The sequence below is a fragment of the Specibacter sp. NPDC078709 genome (assembly GCF_040686795.1).
Lineage (GTDB): Bacteria > Actinomycetota > Actinomycetes > Actinomycetales > Micrococcaceae > Specibacter.
On record NZ_JBFBLU010000004.1, the window covers coordinates 351,787 to 371,938 of the forward strand.

At 63.0% G+C, this 20,152-nt stretch carries 17 protein-coding genes; 7 read left to right on the forward strand and 10 right to left on the reverse strand.

Annotated elements, in window-relative coordinates:
* Positions 1–202: 202 nt before the first annotated feature.
* Positions 203–874 carry a TrkA family potassium uptake protein gene (locus AB0P14_RS10310; protein WP_363841326.1) on the forward strand — a complete coding sequence of 224 codons (672 nt, stop codon included), beginning with the start codon at positions 203–205 and terminating at the stop codon, positions 872–874.
* 1 nt (position 875) lies between these two features.
* The gene (locus AB0P14_RS10315; protein ID WP_363841329.1) at positions 876–1,532 is read left to right on the forward strand and encodes a TrkA family potassium uptake protein; all 657 of its coding nucleotides are present in this window, start codon (positions 876–878) and stop codon (positions 1,530–1,532) included.
* Between the two features lie 3 nt (positions 1,533–1,535).
* On the opposite strand, the gene AB0P14_RS10320 is transcribed toward AB0P14_RS10315, so the two are convergent.
* From AB0P14_RS10320 to dut, 4 genes are all read right to left on the reverse strand, one after another.
* A complete protein-coding gene (locus AB0P14_RS10320) occupies positions 1,536–2,267 on the reverse strand; it encodes a DUF3159 domain-containing protein (RefSeq protein ID WP_363841331.1) in 732 nt (243 codons plus the stop codon).
* Complete coding sequence (locus tag AB0P14_RS10325; protein ID WP_363841334.1) at positions 2,268–2,552, reverse strand: hypothetical protein; 285 nt, start codon at positions 2,550–2,552, stop codon at positions 2,268–2,270.
* An 86-nt stretch (positions 2,553–2,638) separates the two neighbouring features.
* A complete protein-coding gene (locus AB0P14_RS10330) occupies positions 2,639–3,310 on the reverse strand; it encodes a DUF3710 domain-containing protein (protein WP_363841446.1) in 672 nt (223 codons plus the stop codon).
* 172 nt (positions 3,311–3,482) lie between these two features.
* A complete protein-coding gene (gene dut, locus AB0P14_RS10335; protein ID WP_363841337.1) occupies positions 3,483–4,001 on the reverse strand; it encodes a dUTP diphosphatase in 519 nt (172 codons plus the stop codon).
* A gap of 121 nt (positions 4,002–4,122) precedes the next feature.
* Here dut and AB0P14_RS10340 point away from each other — a divergent pair, with 121 nt between their 5' ends.
* Positions 4,123–4,608 (forward strand): DUF3093 domain-containing protein, encoded by a 486-nt coding sequence (locus AB0P14_RS10340; RefSeq protein ID WP_363841340.1) that lies wholly within the window; start codon positions 4,123–4,125, stop codon positions 4,606–4,608.
* A gap of 19 nt (positions 4,609–4,627) precedes the next feature.
* Here the strand turns inward: AB0P14_RS10340 and AB0P14_RS10345 are convergent, their stop codons facing one another.
* Positions 4,628–4,897, reverse strand: a complete 270-nt coding sequence (locus tag AB0P14_RS10345) for a DUF4193 family protein (protein WP_363841343.1) — start codon at positions 4,895–4,897, stop codon at positions 4,628–4,630.
* A 327-nt stretch (positions 4,898–5,224) separates the two neighbouring features.
* Here AB0P14_RS10345 and sepH point away from each other — a divergent pair, with 327 nt between their 5' ends.
* A complete protein-coding gene (sepH, locus tag AB0P14_RS10350; protein WP_363841346.1) occupies positions 5,225–6,616 on the forward strand; it encodes a septation protein SepH in 1,392 nt (463 codons plus the stop codon).
* A gap of 99 nt (positions 6,617–6,715) precedes the next feature.
* Here the strand turns inward: sepH and AB0P14_RS10355 are convergent, their stop codons facing one another.
* The 3 genes from AB0P14_RS10355 to AB0P14_RS10365 all read right to left on the reverse strand — a co-directional run bounded on the left by AB0P14_RS10355 (position 6,716) and on the right by AB0P14_RS10365 (position 11,438).
* Positions 6,716–7,915, reverse strand: coding sequence for a nucleotide pyrophosphatase/phosphodiesterase family protein (locus tag AB0P14_RS10355; RefSeq protein ID WP_363841449.1), 1,200 nt, complete (start codon positions 7,913–7,915; stop codon positions 6,716–6,718).
* A 76-nt stretch (positions 7,916–7,991) separates the two neighbouring features.
* A complete protein-coding gene (locus AB0P14_RS10360) occupies positions 7,992–8,681 on the reverse strand; it encodes a DUF5998 family protein (RefSeq protein WP_363841349.1) in 690 nt (229 codons plus the stop codon).
* 81 nt (positions 8,682–8,762) lie between these two features.
* Positions 8,763–11,438: a GNAT family N-acetyltransferase gene (locus AB0P14_RS10365; protein WP_363841351.1), complete on the reverse strand. Its 2,676-nt coding sequence runs from the start codon at positions 11,436–11,438 to the stop codon at positions 8,763–8,765.
* Between the two features lie 81 nt (positions 11,439–11,519).
* On the opposite strand from AB0P14_RS10365, the gene AB0P14_RS10370 reads away from it, so the two are divergent.
* The 3 genes from AB0P14_RS10370 to AB0P14_RS10380 all read left to right on the forward strand — a co-directional run bounded on the left by AB0P14_RS10370 (position 11,520) and on the right by AB0P14_RS10380 (position 15,752).
* Positions 11,520–14,186: a DNA topoisomerase (ATP-hydrolyzing) gene (locus AB0P14_RS10370; protein ID WP_363841353.1), complete on the forward strand. Its 2,667-nt coding sequence runs from the start codon at positions 11,520–11,522 to the stop codon at positions 14,184–14,186.
* A gap of 101 nt (positions 14,187–14,287) precedes the next feature.
* Positions 14,288–14,806 (forward strand): DinB family protein, encoded by a 519-nt coding sequence (locus tag AB0P14_RS10375; RefSeq protein ID WP_363841355.1) that lies wholly within the window; start codon positions 14,288–14,290, stop codon positions 14,804–14,806.
* A 133-nt stretch (positions 14,807–14,939) separates the two neighbouring features.
* Positions 14,940–15,752, forward strand: coding sequence for a hypothetical protein (locus AB0P14_RS10380; protein WP_363841357.1), 813 nt, complete (start codon positions 14,940–14,942; stop codon positions 15,750–15,752).
* Here AB0P14_RS10380 and AB0P14_RS10385 read toward each other — a convergent pair.
* Positions 15,749–16,765, reverse strand: coding sequence for a GNAT family N-acetyltransferase (locus AB0P14_RS10385; protein WP_363841359.1), 1,017 nt, complete (start codon positions 16,763–16,765; stop codon positions 15,749–15,751). The genes AB0P14_RS10380 and AB0P14_RS10385 overlap by 4 nt on opposite strands.
* 9 nt (positions 16,766–16,774) lie before the next feature.
* Complete coding sequence (gene cydC / locus AB0P14_RS10390; RefSeq protein WP_363841361.1) at positions 16,775–20,152, reverse strand: thiol reductant ABC exporter subunit CydC; 3,378 nt, start codon at positions 20,150–20,152, stop codon at positions 16,775–16,777.

Consider the following 20,152-nt stretch of genomic DNA (forward strand, 5'->3'; position numbering starts at 1 on the left):
CGCCCGTCAGCTTGCGTGCATGACACACTGGTGAGGCGGTGACAAGAGCGGGTCGAGGTGGTCCCGACTTGACCGCGGGGCCACGCGGGGCGTGAAATTGGTACCCGCAGGGCTTGGAAAACGCTGTTGAGAAACACTCGAAAGCTGTACACATTTGCGGCACCGGCCTTCCGGCCCGGGTCCGCCACGACAGGGAGCGTCAATGGCACATTTCGTGATCATGGGTTGCGGCCGGGTGGGCGCAACCTTGGCCCATGCTTTGGAGGATTCCGGCCATTCGGTGGCCATCATCGACCAGGACGAACGGGCTTTCCGCCGCTTGCGCACAGGCTTCAGAGGCCGGAAGATCACCGGGGTCGGCTTTGACCAGGACACCCTGAAGGAGGCGGACATTGAAAGCGCCTACGCCTTTGCCGCTGTCTCCAGCGGTGACAACTCCAATATCCTCGCCACCCGCGTAGCCCGGGAAACCTTCCATGTGGAACACGTTGTAGCCCGCATCTACGATCCCGGCCGGGCAGAGATCTACCAGCGTCTCGGCATCCCCACAGTGGCTGCTGTGCGCTGGAGCGCGGACCAGGTGTTGCGCCGAATTTTGCCTGAGACCGCCATCAAGGGTGATTTCCGTGAACCATCCGGGCGCTTGTTCTTGTGTGAACTGGCACCGCACCCGGACTGGATTGGTCGGCACATCGCAGAGATGGAACAAGCTGCCGATGTCCGTGTGGCTTATCTGACCCGCTTCGGTGAAGGCATCCTGCCAAGAGCAGATACCAGCTACCAACAAGGAGACACCGTCCACGCCATGGTGGCCAGCGCCCGTTCAGCCGATGTGACCCGTATTTTGGCAGCAGCCCCCGTGAAGGAGATTTAGCATGTTGGTGGTAATTGTCGGGGCCGGCAGCGTTGGTTGCTCCATTGCCAAAGAACTGCTCTCCAACGGTCACGAGGTGCTCTTGATCGATCCCAAGCCTGAGGTTATCGGAAAGAGCGGTTTGCGCGGTGCCCGCTGGCTGGTGGGTGACGCCTGTGAAATCAGCACCCTGCGCGAGGCCAAGCTGGAAGAAGCGGACGTAGTCGTTTCAGCCACGGGAGACGACAAGGTCAACCTGGTGGTCTCGCTGCTGGCGAAGTCCGAATTCGGCGTGGGTCGCACGGTAGGCCGGGTCAACAACCCCAAGAACGATTGGATGTTTGATGACTCTTGGGGAGTTGACGTTGCCGTGAATACTCCCCGACTCATGACAGCACTCGTGGAGGAAGCCGTGGAGATTGGCGACCTGGTGCGGTTGCTGACCCTGCAGGCGGGTGTGGCCTCACTCGTAGAATTCACAGTTCCTGGTGATTCCCACGTGATTGGCTCCACCGTGGGGGCAATTCTGTGGCCGCAGGATGCCACTCTCGTGGCGATTCTGCGCGACGAAGCACCCATCACACCGAGCCCGGACGATGTGGTTGAGGCAGGGGATGAACTGTTCTTCATCACCACCATCGCTGCAGAAAATGAGCTGCGGAGTCTGCTTCGGAGCTAGGGATCAGCTTTTGGGCTCCGCTGTGTCAGTTTCGGCCGTCACCTCGGCCACCGGGCGGCTGATGAGCCAGGCGATCCAGAGCCCAAAGGCGTACAGGGGTACACCCATGATCAGGCGCATGGCGCCGAGTGCGTCCACGGCTCCGGCGAAGTACAGCGGCAGCTGCACCGCCAGCCGGGCAGCCATGACACCCACCAAAATCCAGGTGGCAACACGGTAGGCGCGCAGCCGCTCTGGCATCTCCCGCCACCGCACGCCCTCATTGCGCGCGTAGCCAAACAGCAAACCCAGAATCGGCCAGCGCACGGCGATAGAGACCACCATGGCGGCAATGTAGGCAGCATTCGTATAGAAACCCACGGTGTAGAAGTTCTCGGCCTTGCCGGTCTTCATTGCTAAAAACGCTGAAAGTGCGACGCCGGCAATTCCAGCCAGCGCCTGCGTCAGGGGTGTGCGCTGGATGAGTCGGGCAACGAGGAAGACCGCGGCCATGGCCACCGAGCCCACCAGGGCAATGCTCAGGTCCCGGGTCAGGGTGAATGCGACCAGAAAAACCAGTCCTGGCAACACGCTTTCGGCAATACCCCTCATGCCACCGGCGGCAGCCAAAAGGTCAATGTGCCCGTTTTCCTTGCGGGCCAGCGGGTTCTTGGCAGCCATGTCCTGGGCCATCTCGGCAAAGCTGCCGGTGGGCTTTTGCTCTGGTATTTGTCCTTCGGGACTCTGCTGGCTCAACTAGCTCTCCTGGATTCCGATGATCTCGTAGCGAGGGTTGTACATGGTGGGCAGCCCCTCGTGCAAAGAGACCATTCCTTCAACACGCAGCCCGACTCCGGCACCGATTCCGGGCACTCGGCGCCGGCCCAGCCACACCAGTCGCAGCCGGTGGTTCTGAAGTTTCTGATCCGTCCGCAGCGGATCTACCCGAGAAGCATCACGGTCATTGAGCATGATGTCACTCAGGATGGCCGTGTAGGTGGGTGCCGCGGTGGCGGGCAGGATCGTAATCGCATCGATCACGCCTACGCACACTGCCCGGCCGCGCGGGGGCAACTCGACGATGGGAGTTGCCTCCGGCCAGTCACCTTGCTCAACAGGAGACAACGTTAGCCAATCGCTGTGATTTCCGGGCCGCGCTCCAGCGGGGAACCACCCTGGGCGGCACCCATGTCCGGGCCCGAAGCGCCTTGTGCAGCGGCCACAGCATCCTTGGGCAGTCGCAGCAGGAGCAGATCGCGGGGAGGCAGCGGCACTTCGCCGCGGACTACCACCACGCCACGGAACAAGTCTTCCAAGACCAAGGCAGCTTCGCTGTCGACGGCCGCGGACCCTCCGAGGACACCGCGGAGGAACCAGCGGGGACCGTCAACACCGATGAAACGGGCCACCCTGAAGCCCTTGGAGCCGTCGTCGCTCTGGGCTGGAACCTTTGCCAGCACTTCCTTGCCGAAGGTGCCGTCAAGGATCTCGATTTCTCCACCCTGTGAGCCAACGGAGAGACCGATCTGCTCGCGAATGTCGCGCCAAAGCGGCTCCGAGCGCGATGCGGCAAAGGCCTGCAGCTGCAAGCTGGAACCGTTCAGATCGAGGGTGACAGCAATGACGCGCTGGGTGTTTTCTTCAACTTCCAAGCGCAGGGACAGGCCCTCCCGCGGTGTCACCATCAACGCGCCGAGGTCCACATAACCATCGGTGCTCTCAATCTCGCTGACATCCAGTGGCCCGTGAACGGCCCGATCGTAAGCGGTATCCGCCGGATCCGGTGGCAGATTCAGCATGGCTGCGGCGCTCTCAACTGACTCTGTAGCTGCGTCAGTGGCATCTGCTGCGCCACGTGTGCTCGAGGCGGTTGCTGCGGACTCGTCTGAGCTGTTGTTCTTTTTCTTACCGAACCCAAAAGCCATGGGAATTAAGACTCCTTGTAAAAGTGTGGAAACGCAGGATCAACGATTAGTTGCTCGCCGGTGCATTGCTCGACGGGGAAAAGCCTCCGGTGGAACCAAATCCACCGGTGCCGCGCACAGAATCGGGCAGTTCGTCCACGGCGATGAACGCGGCGGTTTCCACACGCTGGATCACCATTTGTGCAATTCTATCGCCCCGGGACAGGGAGATGGAATGGTGCGCGTCGGTGTTCAACAAGGTTACGGAAATCTCGCCACGATACCCGGCATCGACCGTTCCGGGACTGTTGACAATGGTCAGGCCATGCTTGGTGGCCAGACCGGAACGCGGGTGGATCAACGCTACAAAACCAAAGGGCAGGGCAATGCTGACGCCTGTGGGCACCAGCGCACGCTCGCCCGGAGCCAGGACCAGGTCAATGCGGCTGCGCAGATCGGCTCCGGCATCACCGGGGTGGGCGTAGCTGGGAGGTTCGATCCCGGCGTCGAGCATGTGCAATTGCACCTGGACAACAGGAGTGTGGGGATCGAGGGCGGGGTTCGCGGGAAAAGTCTCATTGGTCACAACAGGACACTCTATCCCGAAGCGCTGGGCACTGCCTGCGTCCGCGCAGTGAGTGTCAAGATCAATCCCAAGGTGAATGAGCCAAGATGAATTACGCGAGGAAAGATGAAAAGCTGGTGCCATGTCATCCACATCCCCCCACAGCGCCACCTCCCCTTCCCCGGCTGCACCCACTTATACCGAGAAACTCTGGCCAAACTTATGGGGCTGGGTGATTGTGCTGGGACTTTCGGCTGCAGGAATCCTGATCTTCATTCCTATCAGCATCGAGGCCGGGTTCGTGGCCTTCGGTGTTTTGCTGGTGGTTCAGATCGTGGTCTTGGTCACTTCCACGCCGACGATTGCCGTCACCGAAGACACACTCCAAGTGGGGCGTGCGCAGATTGAGCGGAAATTTGTTGGCGACGTCAGCATCCATTTTGGCGACGACGCCACCGCTCAGCGCGGCATCAAACTCAACGGTTTGGCCTACCTGTGCATCCGCGGCTGGATCAAGCCCGTAGTGAAAATTGAAATCCTAGACCCGGAGGACCGGACCCCTTACTGGCTTACGTCCTCACGCAACCCCGAGCACTTGGCTGCGGCACTCCGGGGCAAGGGAGCCTAAGAAAACGGGCGTAGGAAAACTAGCCTTCGCAGTCTCGGCAGTACTTCATACCCTGCTTTTCTTTGGCCAGTTGAGAGCGGTGCCGCACCAAAAAACAGCCACTGCAGGTGAATTCGTCGGCCTGTTCGGCAATGATTTCCAAGGCCTGCTCTTCAGGGGCTAGCTCAGCACCGGGCAGTTCGTAGCTATCTGCCAGTTCACTCTCGGCGGGGTCGATCACGGCAACCGCAGCTACCGGTCCGCGGCTTGTGCGAGGAGCTCTGTGGTGCTGGCGAGTGCTGGTGTTCATAGGTGTTCTCTTTCCTGTTCCCCGCCGGATGCAGATCCGACTTAATACAGCCAACACCTTAAAGCCTGCTGGCGCTTCTGGTGGCCCTGCGGCACTGGAAGTTCGCAGCTGGCTTAAGTTTTTACCGCGGCTCAGGCGCCGGTGGGCGCCGAGCATGGAGCGGAAAGAGTAGAAGCGGACGGAAACGGACAAAAAACAGAGCAGAACGGCGCAGAATGAGTCACATTTTTCAGCCATCTCACGCCACGCCTAGAGCGGTAGTAGGAATTGGCAGGTATCGGTGGCAAAGTTTTGAAGTGAACTAATGAGACTTTTTTGGAGGACGGCATGGCTGATTTACGGCTAGTGGGTGTCCACGACGACGGCGAACATCTGCTGCTCAGTGGTCCCGACGGGGACAATTACCTGCTCCCCCTTGATGAGGCGCTACGCACAGCTGTGGGCAGGACCAGTCAACGCGCCCCCCGATTGAACCAGCCCGGTGCCCGTATGACGCCGCGCGAAATCCAATCCTTGATCCGTGCAGGCTCCAGCGCCACCGATGTTGCCGATCAATCCGGACTGTCTCTGGAGCAGGTGCGCCGTTACGAGGGCCCGGTCTTGGCCGAGCGCGAGTACATAGCCAGCCAAGCTCGCAAAGTTCATGTTGCCTCCTCGGCCCTGCCGTCTGCGAACACTAAGCCTCCCTTGGATGAGGAACCCACCACGTTGGAGGAGATGGTCCGCTTCCGTCTTTCCGCTTTCGGCATCGACAGGGCTTCCCTGCGCTGGGATGCCTGGCGTGACCATGCCGGCGCGTGGACTATCAGCGCAGATTTTGAACCTGGTACCGAATGGGCCGCTAGCAGTATCGGCGAACCGGCACCGGCCTTGTGGCGCTTCCATGCTGGGCGCAAGTCGTTGCAGAACGCGAACCGCTGGGCGCAGCAGCTCAGTGAACTCGAACCGCTCGATAGTCCTGTGCCCGAACGCCGCCTCAGTGCCGTAGCTGACAAGCCCTTCGACGTCGAAGCAGACGGCGCTGGCACTGTGCAAGCGTTGGACTTCGATCACGGTGGCTCTGGCGGCTACTCCCCCACTGAAACTGCCGTCACGCAATCAGCTGAGTCCGCAGACACCGATGAGTCCGCAGACGCGACAGCGCCCGACGCCGGGTACCCCGGTCATGGCCTTCTTGACATGCTGCGCTCTCGCCGAGGCGTCCGACTGGGCCTCGATGAAGACGGCGACGACGAACTCGCCGCCATGCTCGGCACGCACGTTCCGGGCGCTCATCCGCGAGACGAAAACGTCTATGGCCAGGACGCCGAGCGTAGCAACGCCAGCGACCCCGAACCCTCGTCAGCATCGGCTTCAGAATCAGGATCGAAGCCAGAATCGGCACGGGAGCGGCTCAGGAAGTTGCCGTTCCTCCAGCTAGCACCACGTCTAGCTGACGACGCCCTGGACAGCGTGGCCGAGGTCAGCACAGAAACCCGTGAAGTGGTCCTCTCCGGTGAACCGACTGGCCGCCTGCAGCAAGTCCAAAATGTGGAAACACCCGAGGAATCGCACGCTGCAGCAACGCAGTCCGCATCAGCGCAGCCAACAGACACCGAGCACCACGGACCCAGCGACAGTGAAGTAGCTGCCCGGCTGGAACGTAAGGCCTCAGCCAAACCCAAACGTTCCAGTGTGCCTAGCTGGGATGAGATCGTGTTCGGCACCAAGGGCGACTAGCCACCGCGACTCGGCACCAACTTCAACCAGCCTCTTCTCGGTGCGGCCCGCACAGTTTCTGTTCGGGCCGCACCGAAAGCAGGTTCAGTGCGCACAGTCTCAGCGGCGCTTGCCCTTGGCCTTCTTCGCCGACACAGGAATGCGTAGCAGCGGGACTTCCCGTTCGGCCTTGGTGATGGATCCATGCTGACCCACCACGTCCATGGCCTGTAGCCGGACGCGGCGCAGATCGTAAAAGGCCACAGATTCCCGGGCCAGGATCAGGATATCGCCAATACGGGCGCGCACGCTGTCGTTAACAGTCCCAAAGTACCCAGCAGCGATAGCTTGTTCCCGGGTCAGGACCCACGCTTTGCGTTGGAAGTGCTCCAGCCAAGCTGCCATAAGCTGGTCACGAGCCTCCGAGCTTGCTCCGGGTTCAAGGTAGAGATGAACCATGCGTGGCTCCCCCGCGGTGTGCCGGACTCCGGCCACCAGCTCAGGAATCACCGAGTAGTCGATGCGGTCAGCACGCGGAATATCCACCATGCCATGATCGGCCGTCATCAAAATCAGGGTGTCCGCAGGTGCCGTGGCCGCCAAACGCTTCATCCCGGCGTCGAGCTCTTCCAGCTGCCGTTCCCACTGGGGCGAATCCGCACCATAAGCGTGCCCCGCCTTGTCCAGCTCGCTCCAATAGAGGTACACCAACGCGCTGGGCGTTTCCGCCAGCGCTGCAACCGCCTGCTCCACCCGCGCGTGGGTGGAGGTGGCACCACTGAAACGGCTCCCGCGCAGGGCCGCGCGCGTCATGGCGGAGTCAGCGAATTTGGGCAAACTCACCGTGGTGGCAGGGATCTCGGCCGGTAACTTTTCAAAGACTGTGGGGACCGGCTGCCAACGCTGCGGATCGACGCCAGCGTCCCAGTTGCCCAACAAGTTGACCACTTTGTCCTGGCGCGGGTCCAAAACGTCGTACCCCACCATGCCGTGCTCACCCGGAACCGCGCCGGTGCCCAACGCTGACAAGGAGGTGGCCGTGGTGCTGGGAAAAGCGGCGTGCAGGGTGCGCGGGTGCTCGCCGCCAGAGTCAGCTGCCATCACCCCGCGCAGGAATGGTGCGTGCGAGGCGCGCTGCTTGAGCAGCGACTTTCCCAGCCCGTCCACCAACACGACACAAATCCTTTTGGCCGCTGGCAACTTCAAGACGTTGTTGTAGTCCTTGGCACCGAGCACGGCGGCGGCACTGCTGAGCACCTCAGCAATGCTGGCCTTGCCGTAAGCCGGCGCCCCCGGAAGAGGTGCTTGGCCGGTGAGCATTGCGTCACTGGTGGCGGTGGCGCCGAGGGTGGTCAGGGTCTCAGGGATGGACATGGTTTCGGGGGCGCCCACGGCGTTATCGGCGGTAATGTAAACGGCCCAATCGTGCGCCAAAAGCGGGGAACCGGCTGGCCCCGGCATCGGGGTGGCCTGGGGTGACGGTTCCGGTGTTGACGGCGCGCAGGGCACGGGCGAAGGCCTTCGCATCTGCCACGGCTTGCAAGCCCTCAGCCTCGGCACTGATGCGCAAGGCGATGTCTTCTTGGGCGATGGTGCCGGAGTAGCCGTGGTCGGCGTCGCAGTTGGGATCCCCGCACGACGCCGGACCCATCTCCACCCGCTGTCCACCAGACCACGCGATCGACAAGGTCAGCTCACGGGCAGGGTCGGAGGGCTTGTAGTCCTGGGGCTGGGCGTAAATGTAGCTCAACACCACGGAATTGATTTGGCTCACGGGCACCGATTCAGTGGACACCTGGGCCACCATCTGTTCCCCGGACTCATCGAGTTGGTGATCGTCAACATGGGTGATGACCAGCATTTCGCTGGTCAGCACCAAAACCGTGATGTGCCGGTGCACCTCGTTCCGGTCGAAGTGTGTTTCCAGGTGGACCAGGTGGGACAGCGGCTCCTGGCTGTCCAAGGCGTCATTGACTACGTCAGCAACCAGCCGGGGATAAAAACCAGACCGCTGGAGCGCGGCATCCAAATCGCGGCCCTTGAGATTCGCCGGCGCACCGGCTCCGAAGCTGTTCATGGTGTCCATTTTCGCACTTTGCCGCCAGCGAAAGCGAACTGGCGGCTCAAACGCTGCAAGGACAAACATCCGGGGTTCACGAATCGCGCTTTAGGACCTCATGGCTCTGCGGGCGCTATCCGTTCGTTGAGCGGGGTTTCCAATCCGCACATCCACAGCCAGCACCGTCACGGTGGTGGGCCCAACGAGGATCGGTTTGAATTCAATGAGCGCTACTTCGGGGTGTTCATCCTTGAGCATCGCTACACGGGCAACCAGATCTTCCAAGGCCGCCACATTTCCGGCCGGCAGCCCCTCGTAGCCGAACAGTTTCACGGCGGCACGGGGCGAACGGATCAACTCAGCGGTGTCCGCCGCCGACAATGGCGGCACCCTGTGTGACCAGTCATCCAGGAGATTGACAGCATCCCCGGAGAGGCCAAAGGAGACCACCGGGCCCAGCAGCGGATCCTCAATGGCTCGCAGGGTGCACGACTGGCCCACCTCGGCCATGCTCTGCACCTCCAGGTCCTTCTTCCCATAAGGTTCCAGATATTTGCGCATCTGGACAATGTTGCGACGGAGCGAGTCCGCGTTTTCAATGTTAATCCGCACCCCGCCCAGGTCCAGTCGATGCCGCAGGCTCGAATCCAGCGTTTTGATGGCCACCGGCCAGCCCAGCCGTTCCGCCTGGGCCACGGCCTCGTCGTCGCTGCCGAACGGCACCGATTCCAACACTTTGATGCCATAGTGACCCAAGAGCTCTCGGGAGTCCTCGCTGCTCAGCGTCACCAGTTCATCACCAGAAACACCTTCCAGCCACGTGTCCAAGAGGTCTTCCACAGCCTGTGAATTGACCCCAACGGGGGGCTCAAAGACCGACGATTCCAGTGTCAGCCACTGCGCGTGCCGGACAACAGCGGCCAACGCTGCAATGGCACCGCCGGGACTGGAGAAGGCCGGCAACGACCCCGCCATTTGCCGGTTGACGTGGATCGAGGGTTCGAAAATGCCGGTGAACACGGCAATGACAGGTTTACCTGACTCTTGTGAACACTCCTGCAACGTCTTCGCGATGGTATCGACGGTCAGCCCCACCACTGGCAGCAACGTCACAATGGCCGAGTCCGCACCGTCTTGCGCCAGCGCACTGAGCACCGTCCGTTTGAGCAACGGCAGGGCCCGCGACTGGCCCATGTTCAACACCAGAGACGTCTCCAGCACCGCCACGTTGAGCCCCTGTCCTTCAGCAGCGTCGGCCACCACGGCACCCAGAGCACCGGAGTTGGCCAAGATCGCCAGGCCGGGGCCCTTGGGCAGCGGCTGACCCACCACAATCTGCGCCACATCAGAGAGTTCCTCAATGGTGTTGACACGCACCACTCCGGACTGGCGAAGCATGGCGTCCAGAGCACCTGCCGGAGCCTGGGTCGTGCGGACCACATGCCCCGGTGGCAACCGCAGCCCCATCGAATCCGACTTCGCCACAATCACCGGTTTAGTACGGGCCAAGCGGCGGGAGATACGGGAGAACTTACGTGGGTTTCCAATGGATTCCAGGTACAGCGCGCAGGCCTGGGTGTGGGGATCATCTTCCCAAAACTGCATCATGTCATTGCCTGAAACGTCTGCCCTGTTTCCGGCCGAGAGCACCGTGGACATGCCAACACTGCGTCGGCTCATGGAGGCAAACAAGGAAACGCCCAGAGCAGCGGACTGGCTGAAGATGCCCAGCCCGCCCTGGGCAGGCAGGGCCGGGGCCATGGAGGCATTCAGTGACACAGCAGGGTCGGTGTTAGCGAGCCCCAACGACGCCGGACCCACCAGACGCATACCGTTGGCCCGGGCTTGGCGCACCAAGGCGCGTTGACGCACAAGGCCGTGTTCGCCGTCGTCGGCAAATCCTGCCGTGGCAATCACGAGGCCCTTCACGCCTGCTTGGCCACACTGGTCAACCACGCTGGGAACCTGGTCATAGGGCACGGCGATGATGGCCAGATCCACGGGTCCTGGGACCTCGAGAATGCTGGTGTAAGGCATCATTCCGGAAACCTCCAGGGCATCCTGATTGACCGCGTGGACGGCGCCGGTGAAGTTTCCTTCCACCACGTGTTCCAAGAGTTGCTGGCCAATGCTCCCCCACTCGCGGCTGGCACCGATGACGGCCACGGACTTCGGTGCCACCAGCCCGGCAACGCTGAGCGCCTCGGCACGGTGCTCACGGGATTCCATGACGGCCCGGGATTTTTCTGTGGGGTCAATAGCGAACTGTAAGGAGACCACGCCGTCGTCAAAGTGCCGGCGCACCTCATAACCGGCGTCGGAAAACACCTGCATCATCTTGCGGTTCTCCGGCAGGACCTCGGCCGAAAACTTATCGATCCCGTTCTCGCGTGCCGCTGCCGCCAAGTGTTCCAATAAGATGGATCCCAGACCGCGGCTCTGGTGGGCGTCAGAAACGTTGAAGGCTACCTCGGCTTCGGTAGGGTCATCCAAGCGGTCATAGCGACCAATGCCAATGATTCCCGTGCCGCGGGTGATGACGAATGCCACGCGGTCCCGGTAATCCAGTTCGGTAAAGCGGCGCAACTCTTTGGGCGTCAGCTTTGACTTGTAGGTGAAGAAGCGCATATAGATGGAGTTTTGCGATTGGGCCATGTGAAAGGCTTGGACGGCATCGGCGTCGTCCGCTCGCATAGGGCGTAAGTGGGCTGTGCCACCATCACGCAGGACAACATCGGCTTCCCAATAGGCCGGATATTCGGGCGCTAGCTCTGGCTTCACCATAGAATCACTGTACCGACATGATGCGTCTTTTGCCGTGCATGCCACCCGCAACACCCATGTAGAAAAGGAATCACCGCCATCATGGCCAAGCGCCAACCTCCTGCAGCAGATGACTTCGTTGAAAACATTGTTGATATTGATGTTTCCAATGAGATGGAAAGTTCCTTCCTGGAATACGCCTACTCTGTGATTTACTCCCGCGCGCTCCCCGATGCCCGCGACGGTCTCAAACCCGTGCAACGCCGAATTTTGTACATGATGAGCGAGATGGGCCTGCGCCCCGATCGGGGTCATGTCAAGAGTGCTCGCGTGGTGGGCGAGGTCATGGGCAAGCTGCACCCGCACGGAGACACGGCCATTTACGACACCATGGTGCGCATGGCTCAGGACTTTTCCTTGCGCCTGCCGCTCATTGACGGCCACGGCAACTTTGGCTCGCTCGACGACGGTCCCGCCGCCCCCCGCTACACCGAGGCCCGCCTCGCCGCACCCGCGTTGGCCCTCACTGGCAACCTGGATGAAAATGTTGTGGACTTTGTACCCAACTATGACAACACCATCGTGCAACCCTCCGTGTTGCCGGCCGCCTACCCGAACCTTCTGGTCAACGGTGCCAGCGGCATCGCGGTGGGCATGGCCACCAACATGGCCCCACATAACCTCGGTGAAGTGATTGCCGCTGCCCAACATCTGATCGCCAATCCTGATGCGACGCTCGAGGACGTCATGGCGTATGTGCCGGGCCCCGATCTACCTTCCGGCGGACGCATTGTGGGGTTGCAGGGCATCCGCGATGCCTACGCCACCGGCCGTGGCTCCTTCAAAACGCGAGCCAAGATCGCCGTCGAACAACTCACCGCGCGCAGGGTAGGACTCGTGGTCACCGAGCTGCCCTACCTGGTGGGTCCGGAAAAAGTGAAGGAAAAAGTCAAGGACGCCGTCAACAACAAGAAGTTGGTTGGCGTCGCAGACTTTATTGACCTCTCCGACCGCAATCACGGGCTGCGCCTGGTCATTGAGATCAAGAACGGTTTCAACCCCGCCGCCGTCATGGAACAGCTCTACCGGTACACGCCGCTGGAGGAGTCCTTCGGCATCAACAACGTCTGCCTCGTGGACGGCCAGCCACAGACACTGGGCCTGCTGCCGCTGCTGCAGGTCTTCGTCAACCACCGCATTGACGTGGTCCGCCGCCGCACAGCCTTCCGGCTCGGCAAAAAGCAGGACCGCTTGCACATTGTCGAGGGCATGCTCATTGCCATCGTGGACATTGACGAGGTCATCCAGATCATCCGCACCTCGGATGAGGTGGCTGCCGCCCGCGAACGGCTCATGGCCATCTACGACCTCTCCGAAATCCAGGCCAACTACATTCTGGACCTGCAGTTGCGCCGCCTGACCCGCTTCTCCATGGTGGAGCTGGAGACCGAACGTGATGAGCTGCGCCGTGAAATTGCGGCCCTCGAAGCCATCTTGGCCTCCCAAGAACTGCTGCACCAGCTCGTGTCCGATGAGCTTGGCGAGGTCGCAGCCACGCACGGCACCCCGCGCCGCACAGTCCTGCTGGAGTCAGAGGCCATGGCCCCGTCCGTGGCCAAGGCTCTGGCCGCTGGCCCCGGCGGGAAAGCCGGCAAGGCGGCGCCGTTGGCGCTGGAAATTGCCGATGACCCCTGCTGGGTGCTGCTCAGCGCGACAGGCCAAATTGCCAGGACCTCCTCCGCTGATCCGCTGGTGGAATCCGGCGGCCGCAGCAAGCACGACGTCTTCACCTCGGTGCTGAAAACCACTGCCCGGGCAGAGATTGGCGCGCTGACGTCCTTGGGCCGCATGTTGCGCTTGCAAGTGGTAGACATGCCCGTACTGCCACCTACAGCAGCCCTGCCCAACCTGGCCGGTGGCGTGCCCGCCAAGGACTTCATCACCCTGACCAAGGGCGAAACTCTCGTGGGCTTTGTACCGCTGAACACCACCTTTGCGGTAGGCACGGCCGCTGGCGTGGTCAAACGGGTCACTCCCGAATACCCCCTGAACCGCGACGACTGGGAGTACATCACGCTCAAACCCAAGGATGTTGTGGTGGGTGCCGGGGTAGCCACGGACGACGACGATCTAGTGTTCATCACACACGGTGCCCAGCTGCTTCGCTACAGTGCCGCCAACGTTCGTCCGCAGGGCCGCACGGCCGGCGGCATGGCGGGCATCAAGCTCGGGGCCGGCGATGTGGTGCTGTCCTTCGGCGTGGTCTCCCCCCATGATGCTGACGCCGTGGTGGTGACGGTGTCCGGTGGACAAGACGCGCTGCCTGGAACGCCGTCGGGCTCGGCAAAGGTTACCGCCTTCTCCGAATACCCCGCGAAGGGACGGGCCACCGGTGGCGTCCGGGCGCACAGATTCCTCAAGCGTGAAGACCGGCTGTTCTTGGCGTGGGCTGGCCACGGCCCTGCCAAGGCCTCCTCCAGCTCAGGTGTGGCCAGGGCTCTTCCCGTGGAGCACGGGCACCGCGATGGATCAGGTGTTGCCCTGACAGCCGGCATTGACTTGGTGGGTCCCAGCTTGTCCGGTTCCGCCGGTAGTGGCCCTGCGGCGGTCGGGCCTAGTGCTGTTAGCCCTGCAGGTGCTGGTTCAGCGCCGGATAAGCCTGCCGCTGTAACGCCGACCGGGGTCAAGACTCCTCCGCCGGCGCCCACTCGTGATCCCGCGCCCATCCACGACTCCACCCAGGAGGCGTTTGAGCTGCCGCTGGACTAATGAGTTCGCTGCTATTCCCCGTTGCGGCCCGGTGACGGATCTTCGCGTCATATGAACATCCTCGGGCCTGCACCAAGATGAGATCGGCCTAGACTGGCCCCATGGACATCATTGCCGATCACAAAGACTGGACCTGGGTACTCGAGCGGAGCTGTCCGGACTGTGGCTTTACGGCGTCGCGTGCCACTCCGGCGACTGCAGCCACCATGCTGCCGGCGGTGTTGCCCCGTTGGCAGTCGGCGCTGCGGCGAGCCAATGTGGAGGAACGCCCTGAACCCGGCGTCTGGTCGGTGCTGGAATACAGCGCTCATATCAGGGACGTTTTTGAGGTCTTTACGGCCCGGCTAGAACTCATGCTCAGCGAGGACAACCCCACGTTCCCCAATTGGGATCAGGACCAGGCTGCCCTAGACGGAAATTACTCGGCGCTGGATCCGGACGTCGTGGCACAGGACCTGGTCCAGAATGGGCTCGACGCCGCAGCCGCGTTCGGTGCCGTAGCCGAAGAGGACTGGGAGCGACGTGGCCTTCGCGGCAACGGTGCGGCCTTCACCGTTGTGACATTGACAGGCTATTTCCTGCACGATGTCATCCACCACCTCCACGACATCAACGCCTAAGTTTTTCGAAGACGGGGAGGCTGCGATGCATCTTGACAACACAGACAGTACTCCCCCGCCGCCGAACCTGACGGATCCTGCGTCTTTGCAACGGACCTACCGTTATCTTCGGATGGGAATAGGCGGAACCGTCTTGCTCATTTTTGTGTCCGTCGCCGTAGCCATGACGCAGGTGGGTGTACTGTCCTCCGTCAGTGCCTACTTTTACACGCCGGCCCGCACAGTGTTCGTCGGCGCCTTGATCGCGGCGTCGCTGGGGCTGCTGGCCATTTCAGGAACGGGGGTTGAGCGGGCGCTGCTGGATGTGGCAGGTCTGCTGGCTCCCTTGGTCGCCTTAGTGCCAACCCCCTTGGTCCCCGGATCTGTGCCCGGTATCACCATAGAGTGCGGCTCCGCCGACAGCTGTGTGCCGTCCGCCAACCATCTTGATGTGTTCAATGGAATCACCACCTACCTGCTGGTGAGCGTGGTGATTATCGTTGCCGCCTTCTTCATTTTCAAGGGACGCAACCTCGAGTTTTTGGCCGTCCGTAGTTCCTTGTTGGGGGCCAGCGGCCTCTTGCTCGTCGTGGCTCTGAGCTGGGCCTTCGCCCGGGACGTCTTCATACAGTACGCCCACGTCAGCGCTGCGATCTTGTTTTTTCTAGCGATCGGCTCGGTCGCCGTGGCTAAGGCCTTTGAACAGCACCACGGCGCCCGCCCGACCCGGCTGTACCAGCGCTTGTATTGGATCATTGCCATAGGCTTTCTGTTCGATGCCGCGGTGGCCGTAGCCGTGATCTACGGAGGCTGGCTCGAATCCTTCGCCGTGCCGCCGGTGCTCATCTGTGAGTTGCTGGCGCTGGCCTTGTTCCTGCTGTACTGGATACTTCAGTCATTCCCACGGTGGGACTCCAAGCACCCGCAACTGGTGTTCCCGGGTTCGCTAGCCGCCGGGAACGCTTAGGCGCTAATAGAGGGGGCGTCGTGGAGCACCTTGTCCCACACCATGGAGCGCCGCACCGGCAGATAGCCCATGCGTTCATACAGGCCCAATGCCCCGGAGGGGTTCTCGGTGTCGACGTCCAGGCCCGCACAGCCCAGCCCGGCGGCCGCAAATCGTCGCATGGCATCGGCCAGCATTGCCGGGGCGAGTCCGCGTCCGCGCCAGGCCCTGCGCACACCCAGCAGTTCGGTGTATCCCTCCCCGGCGCCGAACTCTACCGCGGCAGCTGGGTCCACGGTTGCCAACTGGTATGCGGCGACCTCACCGGTGGCATCATCCACAGCGGCCGTCGACAGATCCAGGCGCATAAGCTCATGCCGCATTTGCACTGCCCACCGTTCCGGTGACCGCGGCTCGGATCCCCAATGGTCGGCAAAAGCCTCGTTGTGGGCGCAGCGCACGGCATCGCTGAGTTCGGCAGTCAGGGCCACAATCGTGATCCCCGCCGGCATAGGCACCGCAGGAATCCGCTCCAGGCTTCGCTGCATCGCAGCGTAATACCGCACCACCGAATAGCCGGCCACGGACAAGAGAGCCCGCGCTCCAGCGTTGTTTTCCTCCACATGGAGGCGCACCTTCGCCACTCGGGCCCCGTCGGCGGCGAAACGTGCCGCAGCCTGCCTCTCCTGCCAGAGCAACACGGCCGCACCCACGCCACGACGACGCCACAGCGGATCCACCCCGCCCCAGATGTCGGACTTGTCCCCGTCCGGGCTCTTCGCCACCGCACCATAGACACGCAGCACGCCGTCGGCATCAACTCCTCCCAACGTATTGCTCACAGCGGGGTTCAGGGAATCGGTAACCACTGCCTCCAGTTCCGAACGCTGGGCATGCCAGGGGGCCTCCTCAAATGCCGCGATCCGCTTCACCAGCGCCAGCCACGAGTCAACGTCCTCGGGAACCAGCGGACGGAACTCCAGACCCGCAACGTGCGGGAAGGGATGAGCAGCGCCAAAAAGGGAAGGAGTCATCCCCCAAGCCTAAAGCCGGGCCCCCGCCGTTTCCAACGCAGCGTCCGACAGCCGAAGGTGAGTGTCCGCGCGCTCGGCCAGTTCGCCGTCGTGCGTCACCAAAACCACCGAGGCATCGGCAAGAGACTGCCGCAGATCCTCGATCAGCCCCACAGCTTCGTCCTGCCCCAGGTGGGCTGTTGGCTCATCCAGAAGTACGACGTCGGCCCCCGCCACCAGCGTGCGTGCCACCGACACTCGGGTCCGCTGTCCACCGGAGAGGTGGTGACCGCCGGGTCCCACCCGCGTATCCAGACCCAACGGCAGGCCGTCGAGCCACGAGCCCAGACCCACAGTGGTTAGGGCCTCGAGCAGCTCGGCTTCTGTGGGAGGGGTTTCGGCGGGGCGGGCCAGGGCCAGGTTGGAGCGCAGGGTGGAGTTGAACAGGTAGGCGTCCTGCGGGCACCACGCAATCCGGCCCAGCGTCGTCGTGGTGGCCTCTTCGCCATTGAGTTGGTAGCTGCCTGCCTCGGGCTTGAGGAAACCGAGGAGGACGGCCAGCAGTGTTGACTTTCCAGCCCCTGAAGGGCCACTGACGCTCCACCACTGCCCGCGCTGGGTGCCTCCGCTGATCCCGGTAAACACGGGATGGGAGACGCCGGGGTAGCGGGCTGAGATGTTGGAGACGGCGAGGCGGTCCACTGCCGGGCCAGCCGCTTCTGTGGTTGCCTGCTGCACCGTGGTGGGGGCGTCGAGCAGGGGCAAGGTCTTGTTCATCAGCGTGCCCAGGGCCGGCAGGGCGCTGACCGCGTCAATGTACTGTCCCAGAGGTTCAGCCAGGGCCAGCATGAGCAGTGCGACCACGGCGGCTGCGCGGGGATCCACCCCGGCCCCGATTGCTGTTGTGGCGGCCAGCAGTGCGGCCAGAGTGGTCAGCAGGCTCACGGCACCCTGGCCGAAGCCGTCAGCCCAGGCGAGCCGGCGCAGCGGCTTGGCCACGGCAGCGTCGGCTCTGGTGAACGTGGCGGCCTGAACCTTACCCACGCCGTTGGCAGCTAGCTGGTCTGCTGCGGCGAAGAGCGTGGTGGCGCGCTCCGCCAGCCAGATCCTGTGCACGGCGGCTGCGGCCGAGGCACGGCGTTGGGCGGCCAGCACCAGAAGGGGCAGCAAGACCAACGCCAGCAGGCCCAGCAGCACGACGATGCCGGTGGCTTCGGGCACCAGCAAGAATACGGTGAGCAGGACGGCACCGTAGGAGATCAGGGCGGCAGGAATGGGCACTACCACCCTGGGCACGGCGTCGCGTAGCTCATCCACGTCGGCTACCAGCGTGCCCAGCGCACCACCGGATCGGGTCAGCTTCCCCCAGTGCAGCACTGAGGAACCCAGAGAATCCCACAACTTCAGGCGCAATTCGGCAGCCCAGCGGAATACGGCGTCGTGCGTCAGCAGACGCTCGGAGTACCGCAGCACGGAGCGGCCAATACCGAAGGCCCGCACCCCAACAATCAAGGTCATCAGATACAGAATGGGCGGTTGCGCGGCAGCCCAGACAATGAGCCAGCCGGAAAACCCGGACAGCGCCGCAGCACTGAGTGTGGCCAGGGCTGAGACCAGCACCCCTGCGGCAAAGCGCGGCGAAAGCAGTGGCAGGGCCCGCAGGTGGCGCCACTTGAAGCCGGCGGCCGGCTCAGCTTCCCCGTGGACAGGTGCTGCCTGTGCAAGGACGGCCGGCTCAGCTGATGCGGCTGTCAGTGCCGGCATTGCCGTGGCAGGGGCGGCGGTTCCCCGTGCTTCTCCGGCAGGGGCAGGGGCACCGGCACTCAAAGCGTGCGCGAGCAGCGGGTCGTGGGTTGCCACAACCACGGCGACCCTCCCCTGCAACTGGCCGATTTCCGTCCTGACGGCCTGTGCCGAGACGGGATCCAGGTGGGCTGTGGGCTCATCCAACAGGGCAAGCTCCACCGCCGGGTCAACGGCAATGCGGGCCAAGACTCGGGCCACGGCCACCCGGCGCAGTTCGCCCGGGCTGCAGTCCACCACGGCACGTCCGGCCAGATGAGCTGCGTTGACGCGGCCCAAAACGGCGGCAACCAGCCCTGGCTCCACCTCAAGCTCTTCGGGACCGGCGGCATAGAGGGCCACCTCGGCAGCAACGCTCTCTTCTGTGAAGACGGGGTGCTGTGAGGCATAAACCACCGCGTCCGGTTTGCGGACCACCAGCTCCCCGAACGTTTCGGCGCCGAATTCCCCGGCAGGCAGAATGCCAGCAAGTGCGGCGAGAATGGTGGACTTTCCGGTGCCACTGGGGGTGGCCAGCACCAGTGCCGCGCCGGGAGCTAGCGCGGCAGTGAATCCGTCAACAGCCGGTTCACTTCGGCCCGGGTAGCGGACGCTGAAGTCACTGGCCACAACCACGGCACTGGCCGAGGTACCCCCAGCGGAAGGTGTGGTTGACTGCGAGGGGGCTCCGGCGTCGAGAATTTCATTGACACGACGCAGTGCCTCCACGCCGTCCTCGCTGCCGTGGTGGGCGGCACCCAGGTCACGCAGCGGGCGGAAGCACTCGGGGGCCAGCATGAGCGCTAGCAGCCCGGCTTCCAAGCCCATGCTCCCGTTGACCAAACGCACGCCGATGAAGACGGCCACGACGGCCACGGAGATGGTGCTGATCAGTTCCAGGGCCATGGAGGATATGAATGCGGTGCGCAGGGTTGCCATGGTGGTTTTGCGGTAGGCCTCACAGACGTCGGCCAAGGCCTTGCGCTGGGCGCTGGCGCGGCGCAGACCCACCAGGACGGGCAGTCCGCGGGCCAGTTCGAGCAAGTGGTTGGAGAGGCGGTCAAGTCCGCTGGCTGCTGCTTCCACCCGCTCCTGGGTGTGGAAGCCAATCAGGATCATGAACACCGGCACCAGCGGCACCGTGAGCACCACGATCAGGGCGCTGACCCAGTCGGAGATGAGGATTTGAAGACCGACCATCAGCGGCAATACGGCGCAGCTGACCAGGGCCGGCAGGTAGGTGGCGAAGTAGTTGTCCAGACCGTCCAGCCCGCGGCTGGCCAGCATGCCTTCGGCACCTACGGCACCTCCCTGGCCGCCATTGCGCGGGTCCAGACGGTGGGCGACGAGTTTGCTCCGCAGTTCCTCTTTTGCACCCAGTGCCGCACGCCGGGCCAGAATGGACTGTCCCCACACGGCCGCTGCGAGCAGGATGGCGCCCGCACTCCCCTGCACCAGCAGCTTGGTGCTGTCCAGGGCGCCACCGCCAGCCCACTGGCTCAGCGCATGGGCCAGAGCGCCAAGGGCCAACACCAATCCAACTGCCTTGGCGGCAGCTAGTCCGGCCAAACCGGCCAAGGCCACCCTGGTGGAACGGCTAGCGGGGAGTACGGGTCGCATGCTCAT